Below are 15,989 nucleotides of genomic sequence, written 5' to 3' on the forward strand. Positions count from 1 at the left end.
GGCCCCTCCCAGGGCGACGGCGGAGGCGGGGTGGCGATCGAATGAACGGCGGCGGCGGTTGAGTACCGCGAATCTGACGTAGGACCGGGGCGCCGCGGCGGCCTTGCTTGGCGGCACGACCACCGCGGCGTCTCCCTCGTGCCGTGGCCGCTGCATCGCATTTCGCAATCGATAAAGCGCGAGCGCTTTGCCATAATTGGCAATAGTTATGCGCGACCCGCTCCACCGGCTGTATCAAACCAAGCTCGCTCTCCTGGCGACCATCCTCACCGTGACCGGCCTGGCCCTAATCGTGCTGGCCCGCTGGAGCGACGGACAGGCCGGCTGGCAGTGGTTGAGCCGTCTACCCGTCATCGACCTCGGGTCGGCCCTCTTCACAACCGGACTGGTTGCCGTTGTCTTCAGCTACCTGGACGGCCAGGACCGCGAAGTTCGGGACACCGAGCGGCTCAAGCGGGTGATTTCCACTGAGGCGCCCGCCATCCGGGACGCCGTCATCGACGGCTTCGCGTTCAAGCAGGAAGACCTCGCCCGCGTCGCCACCCCGGAGCGGCTCGACCAGATCGTCAGCAACAGCCTGGCTCTGCGGCTGGGAGATGCAGCCTTTGCCGGAGACATCTATACCGATATCCGCGAGCAAGCCATCCGGGCCACCGAGCGCTGGTACGACTGCCGGATCTCGATACGGCTCTCTAAGGCCTTAGAGAGGGGAACGGGCAGCGCCCGTTCCCCTCTCTTCGTCGCCACGGTGACCTGGGAGTACACCGTCATGCCGACGACGCAGATACGCCGTTTCACCTGCGTCGACGACCGGGCCGAGTACCGCGAACTGACACAGGACCCCACAACCTCCGTCTGGTACGTCAACCCGCGCCATGGCATCCATGCCGGCAGCAAGGCGGCGTTCGAGCTCGTCCAGTTCGCTGTGCACGGCGCGGATCTACCCATCCGGCGGACCGAGCGATCGGATGGCCAGACCTACAGCGTGAATATCGGCAAGGAAGTCGTTCAGGAGGGGAGGCCCGTCACGATCGCGTACACCTACCGGACAGTCGTCCCCGTACGTGGACACCTGCTGCACCTTGACCTCGAGCAGCCGACCAAGGGCGTCGACATCGAGCTGGACTACAGCGACTGCGGCATCGAGTACGTCAACGTCGTCGACTTCATCGCCAGCAGCGAACAGGCGCGGGTGTCTCAGAGCCCGGAGACGGTCCCGGGGCAGCGGGTCAGCGTCGGCTTCGATGGTTGGGTCTTCCCGCGCTCGGGAGTGGCTTTCGTATGGGTGCGCGACCGATCGCGCCATCGCGAGTGACCGTAACGTTCAGCTCGTCAGACGCCATCCTCGGACCCGTCGCGCTTGACCACAATGAACTCGACCTTTGCGGTGCTTCCCGCTGCAGCAAGCGTTCAAGAGCCTCGAGCAAGCAACGGAACTGCAAACTTCTTTCGATGGGTGGGTGTTCCCCGGTCGGGCGTAGCGTTCGTTTGGCTTGCCAACTAGCGACTCTTGCGCTTCCCGCTCAGCGCTGGGCGCGGTGCAGCAAGGATACTCTGCAGGACCACGGAGATGGAATCCGACGCATAGCCAATCACGCGTAGGCGCACGGGGCGGGCATCATGCACTACAAGAGACACGCTGGCTAGACCCAACTGTCTTCCCACAGGACCCTGGCTTTGCGCGGCAACGTGCACCGAGCTTGCTGGAAGCGCATATTGCTTCACCCAGAGAAAGCCGCGCTTGTACTGGATCATCATATCCCCGTGTACGGCAATTGCCGTCCAGAGACGATTTATCCCGAGCAACAGCAGCAAGCCCAGGACGATGCCAGCGAGCAGACTATCCTCGGAGCGCAGCCACGCGACCAGCGCCCATACGCTTGCGGCGACAACGCAGCAGGAAGCGATGACGATGCGGTGGGGCCCCTTAGGCCGTAGCGGCTCCCTGAGGGCGCTGCCATGCTCGGGGAATGTATCGGCGACGGTGGCCATCACATGGTCGAGACGGACAGCGGGGAAGATTACGTTGGCCTTCATTTTGCTGCCGGCCTCGCGGCTCACCAGGCTTAGTCGGGCGTAGCCCGTTGCACGCATAGCGGGGTTCTGCTCCAACTTCAGTCCGGCAACATCAGACTGCTCGATCTGTCGGCGCTCCCGGATAGTGAGTCCGCCGGTGATGTAGAAGGTGTCACCGCGGCGTTCGACCCGAAAGGAACGATAGCGGAGCCACGCGACAGCCAGTCCATAGGCGAAGGCGAAGACTAGGGCGCTCACTAGAAGCAGCGTCAGCTGCCACGGGTTCGGAGGATTGAATAGGCCGACTAGCCAATCCGCGGCTGGCAGTGGTAACCAGGCCGAACCCTCGGCATAGAGACCGAGCAAAACCGGGAAAACCAGAAAGACCTGACCGTAGGTAGCCGCGATGAGCAGATAGTCTCGTGGCCTAGCGGTGTAAATGACGGCGTCGTTCAGTTCGTCAGCGGCCGTGGGGAAAGCTACGTTAGATGCTTGTCGCGTATCAGTCTCAGTGGCTACCTTGCCCGGAGGCCCTTGTTCTCTATGCGGCATGGCTGTGGCGGCATGGCGGCGCTGCATTTCTTCTGCCAAGCGACGATCTAGTGCGTCCAAAACGACTTGCTGCTTCGTCTGCGCGCCGACCCCAACCTGTACCGAAACACAGTTCAGGACCCGCTGCACCAGCGGTTCGGAGACTTGCACGGAGGCCATGTCTGCCCAGGCCAGTGACAGCCGCTCCTTGACTATCAGCCCCTTTTCGAAGATGAACGCGTTGTCTGTTAGGGCAAAACGGACAGTCCACCAGTCGAAAAGGATGGCGTGTAGCCGCGAGTAGGTGAACGCCCAAAAGAATAGGTCGAGCGCGATACCCAATGCACCCTCAGTATGGCGCAAAGTCGCGAGGTAAAAGAAGAGGAATGGTCCATACAGTTTCACGCTCTCAATTGCCCGGATGGCAAGCATCTTCGGGCTGTTGCGCTGCATCAGTCGCGGCTCCCGCCTCGACGCTGCACGGCGGTTCGGACCTCGACGGCTACAGTGGGCGGCACCGGTCCGAGCGCATGATGTTCCGCGATCGTCCCCAACTGAACCTTGACCAAGCCATAGCGGGCGAGGGCTGGCCCCTGACGAGTTTCAACGAAGAGTATCTGATGCAACGGCAGCACAAGCAGCCGACGGAATAGCCTGCCCCGGCGAATGGCCACATGGTCTTCAGCCACTTGAAACTCATAGTAGCGGTAGCGTCGTGGGATAAGAACGATTGCTTCGAACAAGCCGATAGCAAGGACGGCTGCAGCGACCGATATGCGCAACGGCTGCCAACTATCAGGGACGGCAGGGATGTAGAATGCCACCACTGCAAGAAGGAGAGCGATCGTCGTTGTAACGACGTTCTCGATGTGCCACACAACTTTGGCCTCGCTGGGCAGGTGCTGATACGGCTGGGCGGTAATAGTCCAGTCCGCGGGTTGTTCAGATGGTTGTTCGGCTGCGGTCAACACATGCATCCTCGCTTGCTGAGCATTTGCTCAGTTTCCTCTTGCAGTGTACCAATTGGCAACGGGTGCGTCCATACTTATGCATTGGTGGCGCTTGTTCGCCGTATGTCATTGCCTGCTTGCAAAGGGGCCTGCCTTGGCCCTCTCTTCCTGAGCCAAGGCAGGCCTCCTCGCGCGGCTACCTACAGGTTCGACAGAACCCACCAAACGACTTGACCAATGGGCCAGCCGTTCGTGAGCAGCCAGATGATCTGGCTCTTGTGGGCCCAGGCCCAGTTGACGGCACGAGATCCGTACGGGGCCAAAGCCCGGATCACACGCAGGAATGCGAACATTCAGTTCCTCCGGAAACCGTGGGTGATGAAGTCAGTGAGGCGCAAGGGCATCCGGGCCCTTAGCCTTTACTCAGGGTGCCTCCTCCTCTGCGAAGAAGCCGGGGCTTCGACGTAGCCCGCGCGCCGCGGAGCCGGACAGCAGCGAGAATGAGGGCAGGGCCCGCACGTCGGTCAACACGGACCAGCGCTGTCTAGCCATGTGGGGACGCCGTGAGGACGCCCTGGAGATGGAACGAGGACGCCGGGGGGACGGCCGAGGACCGTCCGTGGCTGGGACGCATCCCACGCCAGGTTGCCTGTCTTCCGACCGGGCTACATGGGAGGGCACTGTGAGAGACGGAGATGCGGTAGGGAGCGTCTCGCCCGATCCCGCGCGATTACTGGCGGCCGCCCGTCAGTTCGGTCGAGAGATGGAGCAGCTCCGACTCATTCAGGGAATGTCATGGCGACAGATTGACGAGGCGGTCCAAGGCCAGCCAGGCGTATCCGGCTCGGAGAGCACCTTCTACAGGATGGTAAAAAACCCAACGGGAATGCCTAAACCCGATTACGTCCGCAGCTTCGTCCTCACGCTTGGGCTGACCGAGCAGGACGGAAACTACTGGCTGGAGCGCCGAAAGCAGCTCATCGACAAGGCGAGCCGCGGCGACTCGCAGGACGAGCCGGCCACGCAGCCGGCTTCCACGAGCAAGCTTCCATTGTCTAGCTCCCCGGAACTGTGGCCCCCTGTGGCGGAAGATCAGGCGGATGGTCATTCTCTGCGGTGGCGGAAGCCTATGACCGTGGCATCCGCCGCCATTCTCGCTGTCGCTGTGATTAGCGGCGGGACATTCCTGGCCTTTCAACCGGGATCAGAGGGGGCGTCGCTCGTCGAGGGGGAAGTGACGTGTCAATCTGGAGCTCAGGTCGTGGGTGTTTGGATACAAACAGAAAATGGTCCAAGCTCCGGTTTTGCTGCCAGAAGCACATCGGGCGCCGGTGTCCGATACGAGTATGCCTTGTCCGAGGGCACGCGATATGCCGTCCATGTTGGATGTGGCGGAACACGAGAGAACTGGGACACGAACAATCGGTCTGGCTATGGAACCGGCCCCTTCCGGTCGTTTGTGTGCCGCGATCAAGCGACTCCAAGTGAAGGCCGCAAGTACGGCATCTGCGATGAGATATAGACGTGAATCTAGTCCGAGCGAAGATATGGGTTCACTGGCCTTGTAGCCCACAGTCACGTTAAGTTGGCAGCTGCCCGCCGAAAGCCTTCCCAAGCAGTCCGCCGGCGCCGGACGGTGTTCTCGCTGTACTTCCGCCGCCTCAGGAGCGCCTGATACTGCCTGAACTGCTGCTCGGTAAGGGTGAAGACGTCGAAGCCCCGCTCCTCGCACCAGTCGTACAGGTGCTCAAGGTCGCCCCAGTACGCCCGAGCGGTGTTGTAGCCGTAGTTCAGTAGGTACTCCTCGCGGGCCTCTGCGAAGCGCCGATCGCGCTCCGGCAGGTGCCGGATGAACATCGACCGGCCTTCGGGATATCGCCCCTCCGCCACTGGTTCAGAGTAGGTGTGGGGGGCCTGCGTGCTATCACGCTTATGTTTTGAGCCCTCTGACCTGCGCCTTAGCGTCGAAGACGATCCGTTCGTTTCCGACCAAGGAGTTGTCAGACATGTCCGCAGAGCTCTCCCGCTACAGCGCCGATCTGCTACCCGGTGATGCCCGGCGCGCCGGCCGGGCCATCAGCCGCTACCAGACCGGCGGCCAGGTCCGTACCGCCAAGGTCGACACCGAGACCGACGTCGCCATGGCGAAGGCGGATGCCCTCACCGCCGTGACGGGCCAGGCCATGGCCAACGTCGTCCGCGTCGCGCAGGCCCACCGTCAGCTGGAGCAGTTGGCACCCGAAGCAGCCGGCCGGCTGGCCTTCCTGGCCGACGACCACCTGCTGGCCATGAGCGAGACCGTGGCGGACTTGCGCCGCGATCTGCGCCGGAGGTAGGCAGCCGTGATCATCTTCCTCGCCCTCACCGGCGTGCTGGTCATCGGCCTGATGCTTGGTCTGCTCTGGCACAGCACCGTCCTGATTGGCGACCGTCGGGCCCTCGACCGGCTGGCGAGCCACTTGGCAGCGGAGCAGCTGATTCAGGCCCGGACCCACGACACGTTGCGCGCCATGCGCGACGCCGCACACAACCAATGGCAGCGCGGCTCGGGCGGTGCCTCGTGAGGGGCCTGAGCCTGCGCCGGGCCTGTAGTGATCTCAGCGATCTCATCCTGAGCGCCACTGCCACTACCCAGGGGCTGGTCGGCTTCGGCTGGGCACCCCGCCCGGATGCGCCGAGTACCTATCCCGACCTTGTCGCAGCGGTCGAACGATCGGTACGTACCGGGGAGCCGTTGCCGGTGAGCGACGAGAATTCCGAGTCGGTCATCTACGCCCACCCCGACGTCAACCTGGCGCTGCGCTACTGGCATGACGTCTCGCATGTTCTGCGCGGGTTGGACTTCACGCCGCCGCAGGAGCTGCAGTTGGCGCAGGTCCACCTCAGGGTTCTCGAGATAGCCGGTTACGACGAGGAGACGCTCGTCTGGCGGCTGCTGCGCGCCGACCTGGTAGGGCAGGTCTACCTGTCGGCCGTCGGCAAGCGCTTCCCTGCGGATCAGGCGGCGTTCGTGCAGCGCTGCCTCGAACGCGGTCTCGAGGCGGCCGTACTGGCCGAGCTCGGCGGCGAAGTGACGCCGCAGCGCCTGACACTGCCGCCGTCAGGAGTCGTGGCGGCGTGAGCTCGGACCCGCGGTCGTGGACGGCCGGCATCGTGGGCTTCGCGCTCGCGGTGCTGGTCGCCTGCTGGGCGCTTCAGTTGGCGGCGGGGCTACTGCTCGACGCCCTGCCGATCCTCGGGCCGGTAGCCGGCCTGGTGGTCGTTGGGTGGGCGGGCTGGCGGTATGTCAACCGGCCCCGTGGCTGGTAACCCTCGATGCCTCACGATCTGCGATCGCCGCCCGGCGGCCGTTGCATAAATATGCCGCCTGACAAATCCCCCAGCCAACTCGGTCAGCGCATTCCAGTCGGTGTTGTGAAATCATCATAGTCCATTGACCGCTGCAATTACGCAGCACATAGTAGTTCCCACTGCTGCGCAAGTGCAGCGATTCCACACATTAACTTGAGCGGAAAGGAGGGCGGAGCTATGTCCAGGACATATCGAAACAGCAAGCAGGGGGACGACCGACGCCGGCGCGTCAACGCCCGGGCGGTGCGACGGAACCCGCCGGACCTGCGCACGCTGGCCAAGGCCCTGCTCATGCAGGCGGCCGACGAAGCAGCTGCCGCCATCCAGAAGGTCGACGCCACCAAGCCCAGCGGTCGGACGGACGAGCCGCCCGAGACGAAAGGGCCGCGCCCGTGAGCCGGCACGAGTCTTCGATGAGCTGGCGACTGCTCCAGTGGCAGCGGCCACTACCGCCCGAGGTCGCCCTGAGCGTCCTCCGGCAATGGGCGGCAGATCAGCGCAGCCCCCGACTGGTACTGGAGGCCCGGGCGAACCGGACGGGTGTGCGCTACCTGTTGGGCGGCACAGCCCCCGCACTGCATGACGCCGCTTCCGTGGTGACGCGAGGCTTCCCGGGCTCAGCACTGTTGCCGGCTCCCGAACGATCGCCCATCGAGGCGGCCGGACGGCTACAGGCATCAACGCGGCACCGGGCGATCGGCCGCAGCGAACCGGAGACCGTCGTCCGAAGCATCCTCGGAGCGCTGACCCAGGTCACCGCCGACGAGCAGCTGGTCCTGCAGATAGTTCTGGGACCGCGGCGGATACCGCTGTCGGTACCGACGCAGAGCCCGTCGTCCGTCGTCGCTCCCTGGCACCAGGCGCTCTGGCACGGCCGGGGCGGCGTCATCGACGGGGAGAAGCGCACGGCGCTTCGCGACAAGGTCAGCGACCACGGCTTCGCCTGCACGATTCGGCTCGGCGTCAGCGCTGCCAGCCCTGCGCACCGTCGTCGGCTCCTCCTCGGGCTGCTGGCGGCAATCCGCACCAGCGAGGCACCCGGCGTACGGCTGCGGCTGATCCCCGAGCCGGCCAGGCGGCTCAACGAGACGCGCCCCCCGTGGCTCTGGCCCCTGCGGCTCAACGTCCGGGAAGTTCTGGCCCTCACCGCCTGGCCGCTCGGCAACGACGAGCTGCCCGGCCAGCCGCCGGCCCACCCGCGGCTGCTGGCCCCCGTTGCACCTGGACCACGCCGTGGCCGGATCGTGGCGGCTCCCGCTGCTCCCGGCGTGGCTGCCCCATTGAGCCTGTCAGCGCGAGACGCACTGCACCATCTGCATGTCATCGGGCCGACCGGCGTCGGGAAGTCGGTACTGCTCGGCCGGCTGATCGAGCAGGACATCTATGACGGCCGGGCGGTCGTCGTCATCGAGCCGAAGGGCGACCTGGTCGACGACGTCCTGGCCCGCATCCCGGAGCACCGCCGGGGCGACGTCGTTGTCCTCGACCCGACCGACGCCCGTCCGGTCGGCTTCAACCCGCTGCTCCGCGGCGGCCAATCGGCCGAGGTCGTCGCCGACAACCTGCTGAGCGTCTTCAAGGCCCTCTACGCCGACGCCTGGGGCCCGCGCCTGCAGGACATCCTGCACGCCTGCCTGCTGACCCTCGCCCGCCGAGACGATGCCAGCCTGGTCATGCTGCCGCTGCTGCTGACCAACCCCGGCTTCCGACGTTCGCTGACGGCAGGCCTGCGCGACCCGATCGGGCTCGGCCCGTTTTGGGCCTGGTACGAGGCGCTTAGTGACGCCGAGCGTGCGGCCGTCATCGCCCCGGTCATGAACAAGCTGCGGCAATGGCTGCTGCGGCCCAGCCTGCGCGCCGTCCTCGGACAGCGGCGTCCGGCCTTCTCGATCAGGCAGGTCTTCACGGAACGGAAGATCCTGTTGGTCCCGCTGCGCAGCGGCGTCATGGGACCCGAAGCGGCCAGCCTGCTCGGCTCGCTGGTCGTCTCCGCGCTCTGGCAGGCCACTCACTCGCGCGCTGCCATCCCGGCCGATCGGCGCCACCCCGTCATGGTCTACATCGACGAGGTCCAGGACTACCTGCACCTGCCGACCGACCTCGGCGACGCCCTGGCTCAGGCTCGCGGGCTCGGCGTCGGCTTCACTCTGGCGCACCAGTACCTCGACCAGTTGCCACCGGCGATGCGGAGCGCGGTGCTCAGTAACGCCCGCTCGCGGGTCTGCTTCCAGCTGTCGCACGAGGACGCCGCCGCCCTCGCCAAGGGGCATCCGGAACTGAGCCCGGAGGACTTCACGGCGCTCGGGCCGTTCGAGGTATACGCCAGCCTGTTCACCGGCGGGCGGGTCACGCCCTACGCCTCTGGGCGCACCCTGGCGCCGTCGTCACCCGCTAGGGACGCCGGGCTGCTCCGCCGAGCCAGTGCCGAGCGCTACGGCCAAGCGGTGGACGCCGTCGAGGCCGGCTTCGCCGAACTTCTCGAACCCCATAAAGCCCGTCCGGACAGCGGCCGTCGGCCCCGGAGCACGTCATGACCGGACTACCGACCGCCCTGCCGGTCGCCCCCCAGATGACTACCGCGCCATGCCTGGCCAGCGGCCCGCCTGCCGGATTTGCTGACCGGAAAGACTGCTCTCCCGGGGGCTCCTCATGAGCCGTCCCGAACGCCGCCGCGGCCCCGGTCGCCCGGGGCTGACCACCCTGGCGGAGCGGCTCAGCGACCGGGATCAGGCGGTAATGGCCGAGTTGCAGCGACACCGCTTTCTATCCACCGATCACCTGCAGCAGCTGGTCTTCACGGGTCACCGTTCGCTCATCTCGGCTGCCCGGACTTGTCGGCGGGTGCTCGGCCGGCTGCATGACGAGCGCCTCATCGAGCGCCTCGACCGCCGGGTCGGCGGCCTGCACGGTGGCTCGGCGGCCTCAGTTTGGACGCTCACCGCTGCCGGCCAGCGCGTGCTCGGGCTGCAGACCGGTAGCGGCAGCAGCATGCGGGTCCGGCAGCCCGGCGGGGCCTTCGTGCAGCACTACCTGGCCGTCGCCGACGTCCACCTGGTGCTGCTCCGGGCCGCCCGTGAGGGGCAGATGGAACTGCTCAATCTGGAATTGGAACCGGTCTGCTGGCGGCACTTCCTCGACCCGATGGGGACCCGGCAGGTCCTTAAGCCGGACCTGTTCGCCGTCACCGCCACGGAGAACTACGAGAACCACTGGTTCATTGAGGTCGACCGCGGCACGGAGGGCATCCCGACGCTGGTCCGGCAGTGTCAGGCCTACGCCCGCTACCGAGCGTCCGACCAGGAGCAGGCTGAATCCGGGTTGTTTCCGCGGGTCATCTGGCTGCTGCCGACTGAGATTCGGCGGCGGCGCTTCCAGGCGGCGCTCACGGCAACGCGCTCGCTCGACGGCGATCTGTTCCGCCTGGTGACCGCTGGTGGACTCTTACCCGTTGTCACCGACCAGGAGGCCTCATGAGCGGCCTCACTCTTGATCTCGTCAACCGCGTGCTCGTCGGTGACGCGACGGAACTCCTGGCGCATCTGCCCGACAGGAGCGTCGACATAGTCCTGACCAGCCCGCCGTACTTCCGGCTGCGCGACTACGGCGTCGACGGCCAACTCGGGCTGGAAGGCGACATCGAGGAGTGGGTCAAGAACCTGCGCGGCGTCAACCGGGAGGTGGCCCGGCTGCTGACGCCGACCGGCAGCCTGTGGCTCAACCTCGGCGACAGCTACGCCACCCATCCGCGCGAGGGCGCCACCCGTAAGAGCCTGCTGCTCGGTCCGGAACGGCTGCTGCTGGCGCTGCAGGCCGACGGCTGGCTGGTCCGCAACAAGATCGTCTGGAGTAAGAGCAACCCGGTACCGAGCCCAGTCCGCGACCGGCTGGCTGCCACCTGGGAAGTCGTCTTCTTCCTGACGCGCCATCCGCGCTACTTCTTCGACCTCGACGCCATCCGGCAGCCGCACACCAGCCATGCGCAGGCGCCACGGCGACCGGCATCAGCACCACACACGCCGGACACATGGCGCGGCCCGAACGCCGTCGGTCGCAGTGGTTTGGCCGGGATGCGAAGGTCCGGACGAACCGGCCACCAGCGAGGCAAGAACCCCGGCGACGTCTGGCGCATTGCCAGCGGTCGAAGGCATGGGTCGCACCACGCCACCTCCCCGCTGACGCTGGTTGAACGGGTCATCTGCGCCGCCTGCCCGGAGGCCGTCTGCAGCGAGTGCAGCTCCCCGTGGACGGCCGGGACGGCGGCCTGCCAGTGCCAGGCACCCAGCCGGCCGGGACTGGTACTCGACCCGTTCCTTGGCTCGGGCACCACGGCCGTCGCCGCCAATCGACTCGGCCGCGACTGGCTCGGTATCGAACTGAACCGCGCCTTCGCCGCCGAAGCCGAGCAGCGGATTCGGGCCGCCGGGGCCGAGCGCCCGAAGCGAAGCCGCTCGCCGCCGTAGCGCACCGACCGGTCCGGAAACAAGTAACGAAAGGAGGTGACGTGAGCCTTGAGACCCAACAACGAGAGAAGCGTGAGGAGCTGCAGACCGCCTGGTACGCCTTCCAGTACTGGACGGGCACCCAGGACGAGAGCCGGTTCCGGGAGAGCTACCTCGGCCACTACACCGACCGGGAGGCCTTCGGGGAGGAGCTGCTGGCTCGCCTGGGCGCCGACGGCCGCCTGGCCAGGCTCCCCGACTGGCTCCGGGCCTACATCCGGCTCGACGGCGAGGCCGTCGTCCGAGACTTCGAACGCGCCGGCCACTTCTACGTCTTCGAGGCACCCGAAGGCGGCGGCACGTTCGTTTTCGACAGACACAGCTACGCCGCGGGCGAGTGAGACCGGGGCTGGCAGGTGCCCACGGCTTCGTCGCTGCCCCGGGCCCTTCGATCCAAGAGAGCGGGCATCCAGCACGCTCGTCGAAGCGCCCCAGCACCGAGGAGGCCGCAATGTCCCTGGCCGACAACGGTTCCACCCGCGGCGGCGTCAAGACGCTCGCCATCCGGTTGGAGCCGGACATGCACGCCCAGCTGAGCCTGGTTGCCCAGCTGCGCGGCAGCACCATCACCGATGAGATCCGGCGAGCCATCGAGGCGCACATCGCCGGCGCTACGTCCGATCCCGACTTCACCGCCCAGGCGACTGGGGCGCTCGAGGACATCGAGCGCGAGGTCGAAGCCCGGCGGGCCGCCATCGCCAGCCTGCTCAAGCCGAAGTCGGCAGGAGCGGCTGAGGGCAGCCCGAAGGGTCGACGGAGCGGGCCGGCCGACTGACCCTTCTACGGGTTCACGGTCGACCTGACCGTGTCGGTGCACCACCGCGGCGGGGCGACAGATGTTGGCAGCTACTCGGCCGCCACTCTGATCGTCCCCGCCGCGCAACACTAAATGCAGTAAGGAAAGGCTTTGCTCGGCGAAAGAGGCGTTGTGAAATTGTCCGACAGTGATGCGTTTTTGCAACTAATCCGATAGAATTAAAAGAAATGGCACAGGAAAGTATTGCGACATGTTGACCACGAGAAGCCACGAACTGGGCGCCCGGCTCCGCGCGGCGCGCGAAGACGCCAAACTATCGACGCGCGAGCTCGCAGCGGCCGTCGGGGTCAACTCCTCGCAGATCAGCCGGCTGGAGCGCGGCACGGTCGGGTCGCCCAACATCGAGCTACTGAGCCGGATCGCCAGCACGCTTCACCTCAGTTTGGCCAGCGTCCTCGACCATGCCGGCTTCCCGATGCACCGCGAGCTGCCGCATCTCGTGCCATACCTCCGGGAGCGCTACCCGGAACTTCCAGAGGCGGCGGTCATCGAAATGGAGCGCTACTTCGACCGGATCGCCCGCGACTACGGCACCAGTGGTCCGGCGGCGAAAGAGGACGAGACATGAGCCGGACGCCATAACGCGGCCGGAGACCTAACGAGAGAGGAGGAAAGCAAGATGCGTTATCAATCATCACCGGTGAACCACAACCCGCTCAACGTCTTGACCAAACTCCGTCAGCTCGTTCCTAACCGGCCCCTGCGCTTCTCCGAAGCGATGCATCTGGCCGAACTGCAAGCCCGGCGGCTGCTGGAGCTCGCTGGTGTAACCGCGCTGCCCGTCTCCTGCCGCGTCATCACGGATCTGCCGCAGATCCGGATCGTCGACGATCCGCAACTGCCACTTGCCGGCGCCAGCCACTGGGACCCCGCGGCCCGTCAGTGGGTTATCCGCCTCAATCCCACCGACTCGGCGGCGCAGCGTCGCTTCACCCTGCTGCACGAGTTCAAACACATCCTCGACTTCGGCGGCCCGGGCCTCCTGCCAATCGGCCTCGACCAGCACCAGCTCTGCACTGACCAACTGGCCGAGCAGATCGCCGATCACTTCGCCACCTGCGCCCTGCTGCCCAAGCGGCTGGTGCGGGAGGCCTGGGCCGCCGGCACGCCCGCGATCGCAGCCCTGGCTACCCGCTGCGACGCGCCGCCCAGCGCGACGCGAAGCCGACTCATCCAGCTCGGCCTGATTGACCCCGCCACGCGCACGGGCCGGCCGCATGAGCATCCAGATGACATCTCCCCGTCCAATACCGAAGCGACTGAGGTAGCGGCATGACGTCCCAGACTGACTCACTCCCGCAGGCGGCAGCCGTCTCCTACCTGCGTGTCTCCACCAAGGAGCAGGCCGAGCGCGACGGCGACCCCGAGGGCTATTCGATCCCGGCGCAGCGGGACGCCAATCGCCGTAAGGCCGAAGCCCTCGGCGCGGTCATCACCGCCGAGTTCGTGGATCGGGGCGAGTCCGCCCGCTCGGCTCACCGGCCGGAGCTACAGCGGATGCTGGCGTACGTCTTGGAAAACCCGGTCGCCTTCGTCGTCGTCCACAAGGTCGACCGGCTGGCCCGCAACCGCATCGACGACGTCGAGATCAACCTGGCACTGCAGGAGGCCGGGGTGACGCTGGTGTCGGCTACCGAGAACATCGACGAGACGCCCAGCGGCATGCTGCTGCACGGGATCATGAGCACCATCGCCGAGTTCTACTCGCGCAACCTGGCCAACGAGGTCGTCAAGGGCATGAGCCAGAAGGCTCGCACCGGCGGCACGCCGAACCGGGCGCCGCTCGGCTACCGCAACGTCCGGGCCGTCAACGACGAGGGTCGCGAGGTCCGCACCATCGCAGTCGACCCTGAGCGCGGCCCGCTGATCACCTGGGCCTACCGGGCCTACGCCACCGGCAACTGGACGCTCCTCAAGCTGGCTGCTGAATTGGAAGTCCGCGGCCTGCGCACCGTCGCCACCCCGGCGCAGCCCAGCCGGCCGGTCCGGCCGAACATCGTCCACAAGATCCTGACCAGCCCCTACTACAAGGGCGAAGTCATCTGGCGCGGCGCCAGCTACCCCGGCCGGCACACCCCGCTGATCGATGAGGTGACTTGGCAGCGGGTGCAAACCGTGCTGTCGACGCACCGGGTGGGGGAGAAGCAGCGGGCCCACCCGCACTACCTGAAATCGACCGTCTTCTGCGGCACCTGCGGTAGCCGCTTTGTGGTCAACCTGTCGACAAACCGCTACGGCGCCAGCTACCCGTACTTCATGTGCCTCGGCCGACACCAGAAGCGGACTGGCTGCACCCAGAAGGCGCTGCTCATCGCGGCCGTGGAGGAGCGCGTCGAGGACTTCTACGCCGACGTTGAACTACCTGCCGAGCTGCGGGAGCAGATCGAGCGCTTCCTCCGCGACGAGCTCGCCACCTCCCGTGCCGCGGCCGAACGCGAGCACGGCGCGCTCACCACGCAGCGGCAGCGCCTGATCAACGAACGGGCCAAGCTGCTGCAGGCCCACTACGCCGGTGCCGTCCCGGTCGACCTGTTGAAGGTCGAACAGGACCGCATCGCCGCGCAGCTGGCCCACATCGAGGACCGGCTGCAGCGCGCATCGGAGGCCGCGGAAACCGTTGAGGAGAGCCTGACACTGGCCCTCGACTTGCTCAGCGACTGCCACGAGGCTTACCGCCGGGCCAGCGACAGTGTCCGCCGGCTCTACAACCAGGCCTTTTTCGAGCAGATCTTTTTCTCCGACGAGGGGATCAGCGCCGTCCTCGCCGAACCCTTCCGCACTCTCATCGGGCCGGAGGTCGTTCACGAGGTCCAGACGGGCACGGACGACGCCGACACGGCGGCCGAAGGGCCGGTGGAGACATCCGATGACGGCCTGGACACGTCGCCGGGCGCCTGGACGGCCGAGGACCTCCGCCTCATCCGGACCTCGCCGGTCCGGCCACCACGGGGCACAACGAAACAACCTGCGCCGCATTGGTCATGCGGCGCAGGTTGGAAACAACACACGTTGGTGCCCCCGGCAGGATTCGAACCTGCGCCCCTGCCTCCGGAGGGCAGTGCTCTATCCCCTGAGCTACGGGGGCTCGTCCGTTCGTGCGGGACGAACGCTATCAGCCGCCGGACGACGTCCGGACGCAGGCCCTCAGGGGGCCGGCAGCGGGGTGCCGCCGCGCGCCGCCAGCATGTCGGCCATCAGCGTCGTCTCGGCCGTCTGCGACTCGGCGATCGCATTCGCGAGGTTGCGCACGACGTCGGTCTCGGCGTTCTCCTCGGCGTACTCGGCCATGCCCAGGCCACCCTGGTGGTGGCGGATCATGAGCCGGAGGAACTCCACGTCGAAGGCGTTTCCCGACAGCGACCGGAGCTGGGCGAGCTCTTCCTCCGTCGCCATCCCGGGCATGACTGCGGTGTCCACGTCCATGGCGTGGCCGGAGTGCCCGCCCGCGTGGTCCATCCAGCCCATGACCTCACCGCCGGTCGGGGAGTAGCCCCAGAGGGACAGCCAGCCCTGCATGCGGCCGACCTGGTTCGTCTGCGTCGTCCCGATGTCGAACGCCAGTCCGCGGACGGCGGGGTCCTCGCTGCGGTCGAGGGCGGCGTTCGCCATCTCGACGCCCTGCAGGTGGTGGAGCGCCATGTCCCGGGAGAACCCGACGTCGACCGCACTGGGCTCGGCTGCGTCGTCCCGGCCGAGGCCCAGCGCCACTGCCAGCCCGCCGCCCAGCAGGACCAGCCCGACGGCGATGACCGCCAGCAGGACCACCCGCAGAGGACTCCGGGTCGATGTCGGTTCGTCGGCCGTGGTCACGGTCCTCCTCGGTGT

At 66.6% G+C, this 15,989-nt stretch carries 19 protein-coding genes, 1 tRNA gene and 1 pseudogene; 14 read left to right on the forward strand and 7 right to left on the reverse strand.

What is annotated here, in order from left to right:
* Positions 1-208: 208 nt before the first annotated feature.
* Positions 209-1,315 (forward strand): hypothetical protein, encoded by a 1,107-nt coding sequence (locus FHU33_RS05230; RefSeq protein WP_170182327.1) that lies wholly within the window; start codon positions 209-211, stop codon positions 1,313-1,315.
* Between the two features lie 185 nt (positions 1,316-1,500).
* Here the strand turns inward: FHU33_RS05230 and FHU33_RS05235 are convergent, their stop codons facing one another.
* The 4 genes from FHU33_RS05235 to FHU33_RS05250 form a co-directional block, all read right to left on the reverse strand.
* Positions 1,501-3,000, reverse strand: coding sequence for a PH domain-containing protein (locus tag FHU33_RS05235; protein ID WP_142024402.1), 1,500 nt, complete (start codon positions 2,998-3,000; stop codon positions 1,501-1,503).
* A complete protein-coding gene (locus tag FHU33_RS05240) occupies positions 3,000-3,515 on the reverse strand; it encodes a PH domain-containing protein (protein ID WP_170182328.1) in 516 nt (171 codons plus the stop codon). The genes FHU33_RS05235 and FHU33_RS05240 overlap by 1 nt, the downstream gene beginning before the upstream one ends.
* 182 nt (positions 3,516-3,697) lie before the next feature.
* A complete protein-coding gene (locus FHU33_RS26450) occupies positions 3,698-3,850 on the reverse strand; it encodes an aureocin A53 family class IId bacteriocin (RefSeq protein ID WP_142024404.1) in 153 nt (50 codons plus the stop codon).
* 1,222 nt (positions 3,851-5,072) lie between these two features.
* A complete protein-coding gene (locus FHU33_RS05250; protein WP_142024405.1) occupies positions 5,073-5,354 on the reverse strand; it encodes a site-specific integrase in 282 nt (93 codons plus the stop codon).
* A 149-nt stretch (positions 5,355-5,503) separates the two neighbouring features.
* Between FHU33_RS05250 and FHU33_RS05255 the strand changes: the two genes are divergently transcribed.
* From FHU33_RS05255 to FHU33_RS26455, 13 genes and pseudogenes are all read left to right on the forward strand, one after another.
* Positions 5,504-5,833 carry a hypothetical protein gene (locus FHU33_RS05255; protein WP_142024406.1) on the forward strand — a complete coding sequence of 110 codons (330 nt, stop codon included), beginning with the start codon at positions 5,504-5,506 and terminating at the stop codon, positions 5,831-5,833.
* Between the two features lie 6 nt (positions 5,834-5,839).
* On the forward strand, positions 5,840-6,061 hold the full coding sequence (locus FHU33_RS05260) for a hypothetical protein (protein WP_142024407.1): 222 nt from the start codon (positions 5,840-5,842) through the stop codon (positions 6,059-6,061).
* Entirely contained in the window at positions 6,058-6,618 is a 561-nt protein-coding gene (locus FHU33_RS05265) for a hypothetical protein (RefSeq protein WP_142024408.1), read from the forward strand. Before FHU33_RS05260 ends, FHU33_RS05265 begins: the two co-directional genes overlap by 4 nt.
* Complete coding sequence (locus FHU33_RS05270; protein ID WP_142024409.1) at positions 6,615-6,806, forward strand: hypothetical protein; 192 nt, start codon at positions 6,615-6,617, stop codon at positions 6,804-6,806. Before FHU33_RS05265 ends, FHU33_RS05270 begins: the two co-directional genes overlap by 4 nt.
* A 219-nt stretch (positions 6,807-7,025) precedes the next feature.
* Positions 7,026-7,244 carry a hypothetical protein gene (locus tag FHU33_RS05275; protein WP_142024410.1) on the forward strand — a complete coding sequence of 73 codons (219 nt, stop codon included), beginning with the start codon at positions 7,026-7,028 and terminating at the stop codon, positions 7,242-7,244.
* A gap of 17 nt (positions 7,245-7,261) precedes the next feature.
* On the forward strand, positions 7,262-9,382 hold the full coding sequence (locus FHU33_RS05280) for a type IV secretory system conjugative DNA transfer family protein (RefSeq protein ID WP_142024411.1): 2,121 nt from the start codon (positions 7,262-7,264) through the stop codon (positions 9,380-9,382).
* 202 nt (positions 9,383-9,584) lie between these two features.
* A complete protein-coding gene (locus FHU33_RS05285) occupies positions 9,585-10,322 on the forward strand; it encodes a replication-relaxation family protein (RefSeq protein ID WP_246063885.1) in 738 nt (245 codons plus the stop codon).
* 29 nt (positions 10,323-10,351) lie between these two features.
* A complete protein-coding gene (locus tag FHU33_RS05290) occupies positions 10,352-11,308 on the forward strand; it encodes a DNA-methyltransferase (protein WP_211355004.1) in 957 nt (318 codons plus the stop codon).
* A 41-nt stretch (positions 11,309-11,349) separates the two neighbouring features.
* Positions 11,350-11,688, forward strand: coding sequence for an antirestriction protein ArdA (locus FHU33_RS24830; RefSeq protein WP_170182329.1), 339 nt, complete (start codon positions 11,350-11,352; stop codon positions 11,686-11,688).
* A gap of 110 nt (positions 11,689-11,798) precedes the next feature.
* Entirely contained in the window at positions 11,799-12,122 is a 324-nt protein-coding gene (locus tag FHU33_RS05300; RefSeq protein WP_142024415.1) for a hypothetical protein, read from the forward strand.
* Positions 12,123-12,354: 232 nt separating this feature from the next.
* Positions 12,355-12,732 carry a helix-turn-helix domain-containing protein gene (locus FHU33_RS05305; protein WP_142024416.1) on the forward strand — a complete coding sequence of 126 codons (378 nt, stop codon included), beginning with the start codon at positions 12,355-12,357 and terminating at the stop codon, positions 12,730-12,732.
* A gap of 72 nt (positions 12,733-12,804) precedes the next feature.
* Positions 12,805-13,440: an ImmA/IrrE family metallo-endopeptidase gene (locus tag FHU33_RS05310; protein ID WP_170182330.1), complete on the forward strand. Its 636-nt coding sequence runs from the start codon at positions 12,805-12,807 to the stop codon at positions 13,438-13,440.
* Positions 13,437-14,495, forward strand: a pseudogene (locus FHU33_RS26455) (recombinase family protein); the annotation flags it as partial. The gene FHU33_RS05310 and the pseudogene FHU33_RS26455, both read left to right, overlap by 4 nt.
* A gap of 27 nt (positions 14,496-14,522) precedes the next feature.
* Here FHU33_RS26455 and FHU33_RS05325 read toward each other — a convergent pair.
* From FHU33_RS05325 to FHU33_RS05335, 3 genes are all read right to left on the reverse strand, one after another.
* Complete coding sequence (locus tag FHU33_RS05325) at positions 14,523-14,969, reverse strand: hypothetical protein (RefSeq protein WP_142024418.1); 447 nt, start codon at positions 14,967-14,969, stop codon at positions 14,523-14,525.
* A 205-nt stretch (positions 14,970-15,174) separates the two neighbouring features.
* Positions 15,175-15,249: transfer RNA gene (locus FHU33_RS05330), tRNA-Arg, on the reverse strand.
* 59 nt (positions 15,250-15,308) lie between these two features.
* A complete protein-coding gene (locus tag FHU33_RS05335) occupies positions 15,309-15,974 on the reverse strand; it encodes a DUF305 domain-containing protein (protein ID WP_142024419.1) in 666 nt (221 codons plus the stop codon).
* Between the last annotated feature and the right edge of the window lie 15 nt (positions 15,975-15,989).

Source organism: Blastococcus colisei (assembly GCF_006717095.1).
Classification (GTDB): Bacteria; Actinomycetota; Actinomycetes; order Mycobacteriales; family Geodermatophilaceae; genus Blastococcus_B; species Blastococcus_B colisei.

Bases quoted from the DNA above. Each gene is read 5' to 3' on its own strand.
- FHU33_RS05230 (WP_170182327.1), top strand. From the start codon at position 209: ATGCGCGACCCGCTCCACCGGCTGTATCAAACCAAGCTCGCTCTCCTG.
- FHU33_RS05235 (WP_142024402.1), bottom strand. From the start codon at position 3,000: ATGCAGCGCAACAGCCCGAAGATGCTTGCCATCCGGGCAATTGAGAGC.
- FHU33_RS26450 (WP_142024404.1), bottom strand. From the start codon at position 3,850: ATGTTCGCATTCCTGCGTGTGATCCGGGCTTTGGCCCCGTACGGATCT.
- FHU33_RS05250 (WP_142024405.1), bottom strand. From the start codon at position 5,354: ATGTTCATCCGGCACCTGCCGGAGCGCGATCGGCGCTTCGCAGAGGCC.
- FHU33_RS05255 (WP_142024406.1), top strand. From the start codon at position 5,504: ATGTCCGCAGAGCTCTCCCGCTACAGCGCCGATCTGCTACCCGGTGAT.
- FHU33_RS05275 (WP_142024410.1), top strand. From the start codon at position 7,026: ATGTCCAGGACATATCGAAACAGCAAGCAGGGGGACGACCGACGCCGG.
- FHU33_RS05280 (WP_142024411.1), top strand. From the start codon at position 7,262: ATGAGCTGGCGACTGCTCCAGTGGCAGCGGCCACTACCGCCCGAGGTC.
- FHU33_RS05285 (WP_246063885.1), top strand. From the start codon at position 9,585: ATGGCCGAGTTGCAGCGACACCGCTTTCTATCCACCGATCACCTGCAG.
- FHU33_RS05300 (WP_142024415.1), top strand. From the start codon at position 11,799: ATGTCCCTGGCCGACAACGGTTCCACCCGCGGCGGCGTCAAGACGCTC.
- FHU33_RS05305 (WP_142024416.1), top strand. From the start codon at position 12,355: ATGTTGACCACGAGAAGCCACGAACTGGGCGCCCGGCTCCGCGCGGCG.